Below are 5,310 nucleotides of genomic sequence, written 5' to 3' on the forward strand. Positions count from 1 at the left end.
GGGGGGGGCTTACCTCGGGGTTTTTGGGGGGGGGTTGCGGGGTGTTCGGTGTGCTTTCCGGGGCGGTGGGGTTGTCACCACTCCACATCCTCAAGCCGCAATCGGCGTATTCGGCGGAGAGGACGGGCTGTTGCCGTTGTCGTCCGGATGATCGTCGTCGTTGTCGGCATCATCGCGCCAGCGCCAATCGGCCAGGGTCAATGGCTCCATGCCGTGGGCGACGCGCGCGCGGTCGCACTGCGAGCTGGCCTTGCCGTATTCCCAGGAGGCGTCCACCTCGCGGCACACGCTGGGCCGGTTGGGGTGGATGGTGCAGCGTGAGTACACGCCGATCTCCGAGTCCAGGGCCACGCAGCGGATCGGGTCCGAGTAGGTGCCCTGCATGCACAGCCGGTGCGGGTCCAGGCGCTGGGTCAGCTGGTGGGGCACGCCGCCTTCGGTGACTTCGTCCGATTCCATCCAGTGGAAGGCAACACGGTATTGGGTGCAGCAGGCACCGCAGGTCAGGCAGGGATGGGGCATGGGATACCGGCCTTGGCAGCAGGAATAGGACAAAAGGAAGGTGCGAAATTTTCCACGGTGACGGCCTGCGCGCAAGATTTTTCTGCATTGGCGACAATAGGAAGATGAACGAAACCTGCAATATCGCCGCGCGCCTGCCTGAGCTGGCGCGTGAACGGCCCGACCAGATCGCCATCCGTTGCCCCGGCAAGCCCGCCGCCAATGGCATGGCCGCCTACGACGTGACCCTGGATTACCGCACGCTGGACGCCCGCAGCGACGCCATTGCCGCTGGCCTGGCGGCCAACGGCATCGGCCGTGGAGTGCGCGCGGTGGTGATGGTGCGGCCCGGGCCGGAGTTCTTCCTGTTGATGTTCGCCCTGTTCAAAATCGGCGCGGTGCCGGTGCTGGTCGACCCGGGCATTGATAAGCGCGCGCTGAAGCAGTGCCTGGATGAAGCACAGCCGCAGGCCTTCATCGGCATCCCCTTGGCGCAGTTTGCGCGGGTTCTGCTGGGCTGGGCCAGGGCGGCCAAGGTCAAGATCACCGTCGGTCGTCGCTGGGGTTGGGGCGGCATCACCCTGGCGAAGATCGAGGCCGATGGCGCAGGTGCGGGCAGCCAGCTGGCCGCCACCGCGCCGGACGATGTGGCCGCGATTCTCTTCACCAGCGGCTCCACCGGCGTGCCCAAGGGCGTGGTCTACCGGCATCGGCATTTTGTTGGCCAGGTGGAACTGCTGCGCAATGCCTTCGGCATGCAGCCCGGTGGCATCGACCTGCCGACCTTCCCGCCGTTCGCCCTGTTCGACCCGGCGCTGGGCCTGACCTCGGTGATCCCGGACATGGACCCGACCCGGCCGGGTAGCGCCGATCCGCGCAAGCTGCACGATGCCATCGCCCGTTTCGGCGTGACCCAGTTGTTTGGTTCGCCGGCGCTGATGCGGGTACTGGCCGAACACGGCCAGCCGCTGCCAACGGTGACCCGCGCCACCTCGGCCGGCGCACCGGTGCCGCCGGAGATCGTGTCGAAGATTCGTTCGCTGATGCCGGAGGACGGCCAGTTCTGGACGCCCTACGGCGCCACCGAATGCCTGCCGGTAGCGGTGATTGAAGGTCGCGAACTGGTCGATACGCGTGAGGCCACCGAAGCTGGTGCGGGCACCTGCGTTGGTCGCGTGGTCGCACCGAATGTCGTGCGCATCATTGGCATCACCGACGCGCCTATCGCCGACTGGAGCGGCGCGCGCGAACTGCCAGCCGGGGAGGTGGGCGAAATCACCGTGGTTGGCCCGACCACCACCGACAGTTACTTCAACCGACAGCAGGCAACGGCCGCAGCCAAGATCCGCGAAGTGCTGGCCGACGGCAGCGAGCGCATCGTGCACCGCATGGGCGATGTGGGTTGGTTCGATGCCCAGGGGCGGCTGTGGTTCTGCGGGCGCAAGACCCATCGGGTCGAGACAGCGGCAGGGCCGCTGTATACCGAGCAGGTGGAGCCGGTGTTCAACACCGTAGCAGGTGTGCGGCGCACGGCTCTGGTGGGTGTTGGTGCGTTGGGCCAGCAGGTGCCGGTGCTGTGTTACGAGCCGCTGCCGGATCAGCACTTCGCTGAAATCGAAACGCAGTTGCGGGTCATGGCACTGCGTCATCCAGATTTGGCAGGTATCGAACATTTCCTGCGTCACCCGGGCTTCCCGGTGGATATCCGCCACAACGCCAAGATCGGGCGCGAGAAGCTGGCGGTGTGGGCGCAGGCACAGTTGAGTTGAACTGGAAGGCTTGAAACACGAGCAAGAGCAAGAGCACCCCTCCCAACCCTCCCCTTCGCTGCGCGAAAGGGAGGGCTAAAGCTTGGCTGCTCGACGCACCCGTAGCGCTGCTGCTGTTGCCCCCTCCCTTTGCCGCAGGCAAGGGGAGGGCTGGGGAGGGGGCTCATGCTCCCTCCCTTGCGCCGAAGGCGGAGGGGAGGGCTGGGGAGGGGTAAAGCTTTCAGCCACCAACATCAACAATCCACCCGCACACCACTGCTGCGATACTGACGGACAAATCTCAATGCTTCCGCCGCAGCACGACGTCGGCGCGGAAGCCCAGCAACAGAGCGATCAAACGAATGAAGATTCTGGTTACCGGTGGTGGTGGTTTTCTCGGTCAGGCCTTGTGCCGTGGCCTGGTCGAACGCGGCCATCAGGTGCTGAGCTTCAATCGCGGGCATTACCCGTCCCTGCAGGAGATTGGCGTTGGCCAGATCCGCGGCGACCTGGCCGATGCCAATGCCGTGCATCACGCCGCCGCCGGTGTCGATGCCATCTTCCACAACGCCGCAAAGGCTGGCGCATGGGGCAGCTACGACAGCTACTTCCAGGCCAATGTGGTCGGCACCCGCAACGTGCTTGCCGCCTGCAAGGCGCATGGCATCGGCCGCCTGGTCTATACCTCCACGCCCAGCGTCACTCACCGCGCCACCCATCCGGTCGAAGGCCTGGGGGCGGATGAAGTGCCTTACGGGGAGGACTTCCAGGCGCCGTATGCCGCAACCAAGACCATCGCCGAGCAGGAAGTGCTGGCCGCCAACGGTGCCGATCTGGCCACCATCGCCCTGCGTCCGCGCCTGATCTGGGGTCCGGGCGACAACCAGCTGGTGCCGCGCCTGGCCGAACGTGCCCGCGCCGGTCGTTTGCGTTTCGTCGGCGATGGCAACAACAAGGTCGATACCACCTTCATCGACAACGCCGCGCAGGCGCACTTCGATGCCTTCGATCATCTGGTGGTGGGCGCGGCCTGCGCTGGCAAGGCCTACTTCATTTCCAACGGCGAACCGCTGCCGATGCGCGAACTGCTCAACCGCCTGCTTGCAGCGGTGGGTGCGCCGGGGGTGGAGAAATCGATCTCGTTCAAGACTGCCTACCGCATAGGGTCGGTCTGCGAAAAGCTGTGGCCGCTGCTGCGACTGTCCGGCGAACCGCCGATGACCCGCTTCCTCGCCGAGCAGCTGTGCACGCCGCATTGGTATTCGATGGAACCGGCGCGCCGCGATTTCGGTTACGTGCCGAAGGTCTCCATCGAAGAGGGCCTGCGCCGGTTGGCGGCCGCTTCCTGAATGGACTGCGTCGCCATCATGCGGCGCTAACGTTCCTGTCACCGTATCGCGACCGGCGATTGCCGAGGATGGAACCCTGATTCCAACCGAGGACCCAGCCCATGCTGCATTACGCCGTCGTTTTCTTCGTCATCGCCATCATTGCAGCCGTGCTCGGCTTCAGTGGCATTGCCGGTGCGGCCAGCAATATTGCGTGGATCCTGTTCGTCGTCTTCCTGATCCTTGCGGTGGTGTCGATGTTCCGCAAGAAAGGCTGATCACTCCTGACGCCAGAAACAGAACGGCCCGCATCCTCCTGGAGGGTGCGGGCCGCGTCGTTTCAGCAGTTTCGATCAGGCCGACGTGCTGATCGAGCTGCGCAGGTTCCTGTCTGCAGCATGACGCTCAAGCGCCAGCTCGATCAGGCGCGTGATCAGCGCGGTATAACCCAGCCCGCTTGCGCCCCACAGCTTGGGATACATGCTGATCTTGGTGAAGCCGGGCAGGGTGTTCAGTTCGTTGATGACAACGTCGCCGACCTCGGTGAGGAACACGTCCACGCGCGCCATGCCGATGCAGTCCAGCGCCTGGTAGGCGCGCACGGCGATCTCGCGGATGCGCTGCTGTGCATCGGCAGCGATATCGGCCGGGATCACGGTCTCCGCACCGCTGGCGCTGATGTACTTGGTGTCATAGGCGTAGAAGTCGTCATGCACCACCACTTCGCCGCAGACACTGGCTTCGGGCACGTCATTGCCCAGCACCGCGCATTCGATCTCGCGGCCGACAATCGCCGATTCCACCAGCACCTTGTGGTCGAACGACAGGGCCAATGCCATCGCGGTGGCGAACTCCTCGGCGTTGCGCACCTTGCTCACGCCCACTGACGAACCCTGGTTGGCCGGCTTGACGAACAAGGGCAGGCCGAGCTGCGCGACCAGCGCGTCGTAGTCGGCGCGTGCAGCGGTGACATGGTTGAAGCAGGCAAACGGCGCCACCGCCAGGCCGGCATCGCGCAGCAGGCGCTTGGCCATGTCCTTGTCCATCGCCGCGGCTGCGCCAAGCACGCCGGGGCCAGCGAAAGGCAGGTTCAAGGTGCGCAGCAGGCCCTGCAGGGTGCCGTCTTCGCCGAGGGTGCCATGCACGATCGGGAACACCACATCCAACTGCGGAACGTCGCGACCATCGGCGGCCAGCAGCTGGCCGCGCTCCGCGCCGGGCAGTACCGACAGCACCGGGCCGGAGGTGTCCAGCGCGATGTGCTTGGGATCATCGGCATTGAGCAGGAAGCCGGCCGCGTCGCACAGGTGCCACAGGCCCTGCTTGTCCACGCCGATCAGGCTGACGTCGAAACGTTCCTTGTCCAGCGCATCGAAGATGTTCTTCGCCGACTGCAGCGAGACCTCGTGCTCGGCCGAACGACCGCCGAAGATGATGCCAACCCGGGTCTTGCCCATTGCCTGTGTGCTCCTGACGCTGTGTTTGGTGGTGTCTGCATAGCATGAACGCAAAAGCCGGAAATGGGGATTGGGGATTCGGGATTTGTTTATCGCGGGGCGCTGACATGAACAAACCCTGTGCGGACGATGCATCAGAGCCCGTAGCCCCGGGTAGGGGCGCGCCCCCCCGGGGGGGGGGGGGCCCGCCCGGGGGGAACGCCCCCCCGGGGGGGGGGGGGGGGCCGGGGGGGGGGGGGGGGGGGGGGGGGGGGGGGGGGGGGGGGGGGGGGGGGG

5 protein-coding genes are annotated in these 5,310 nt (G+C 65.8%); 3 read left to right on the plus strand and 2 right to left on the minus strand.

Going from position 1 to position 5,310, the window contains the following annotated elements:
• Window positions 1–90 precede the first annotated feature (90 nt).
• Window positions 91–522, minus strand: a complete 432-nt coding sequence (locus ACVOMF_RS20380) for a YkgJ family cysteine cluster protein (protein ID WP_481510891.1) — start codon at window positions 520–522, stop codon at window positions 91–93.
• 104 nt (window positions 523–626) lie between these two features.
• Between ACVOMF_RS20380 and oleC the strand changes: the two genes are divergently transcribed.
• The 3 genes from oleC (at window position 627) to ACVOMF_RS20395 (ending at window position 3,855) form a co-directional block, all read left to right on the plus strand.
• Window positions 627–2,270, plus strand: coding sequence for an olefin beta-lactone synthetase (oleC, locus tag ACVOMF_RS20385; RefSeq protein WP_481510892.1), 1,644 nt, complete (start codon window positions 627–629; stop codon window positions 2,268–2,270).
• A 341-nt stretch (window positions 2,271–2,611) separates the two neighbouring features.
• Window positions 2,612–3,598 carry a 2-alkyl-3-oxoalkanoate reductase gene (gene oleD, locus ACVOMF_RS20390; RefSeq protein ID WP_481510893.1) on the plus strand — a complete coding sequence of 329 codons (987 nt, stop codon included), beginning with the start codon at window positions 2,612–2,614 and terminating at the stop codon, window positions 3,596–3,598.
• Between the two features lie 101 nt (window positions 3,599–3,699).
• Entirely contained in the window at window positions 3,700–3,855 is a 156-nt protein-coding gene (locus tag ACVOMF_RS20395) for a DUF1328 domain-containing protein (RefSeq protein ID WP_282269396.1), read from the plus strand.
• Window positions 3,856–3,930: 75 nt separating this feature from the next.
• Here the strand turns inward: ACVOMF_RS20395 and ddlA are convergent, their stop codons facing one another.
• Complete coding sequence (gene ddlA / locus ACVOMF_RS20400; RefSeq protein ID WP_481510894.1) at window positions 3,931–5,034, minus strand: D-alanine--D-alanine ligase; 1,104 nt, start codon at window positions 5,032–5,034, stop codon at window positions 3,931–3,933.
• Window positions 5,035–5,310 lie beyond the last annotated feature (276 nt).

Source organism: Stenotrophomonas sp. STEN022 (assembly GCF_056760155.1).

What these genes read in the sequence shown, in the direction of transcription:
- ACVOMF_RS20395 (WP_282269396.1), top strand. Translation starts at nt 3,700, where the DNA reads ATGCTGCATTACGCCGTCGTTTTCTTCGTCATCGCCATCATTGCAGCC.
- oleD (WP_481510893.1), top strand. Translation starts at nt 2,612, where the DNA reads ATGAAGATTCTGGTTACCGGTGGTGGTGGTTTTCTCGGTCAGGCCTTG.
- ACVOMF_RS20380 (WP_481510891.1), bottom strand. Translation starts at nt 522, where the DNA reads ATGCCCCATCCCTGCCTGACCTGCGGTGCCTGCTGCACCCAATACCGT.
- oleC (WP_481510892.1), top strand. Translation starts at nt 627, where the DNA reads ATGAACGAAACCTGCAATATCGCCGCGCGCCTGCCTGAGCTGGCGCGT.
- ddlA (WP_481510894.1), bottom strand. Translation starts at nt 5,034, where the DNA reads ATGGGCAAGACCCGGGTTGGCATCATCTTCGGCGGTCGTTCGGCCGAG.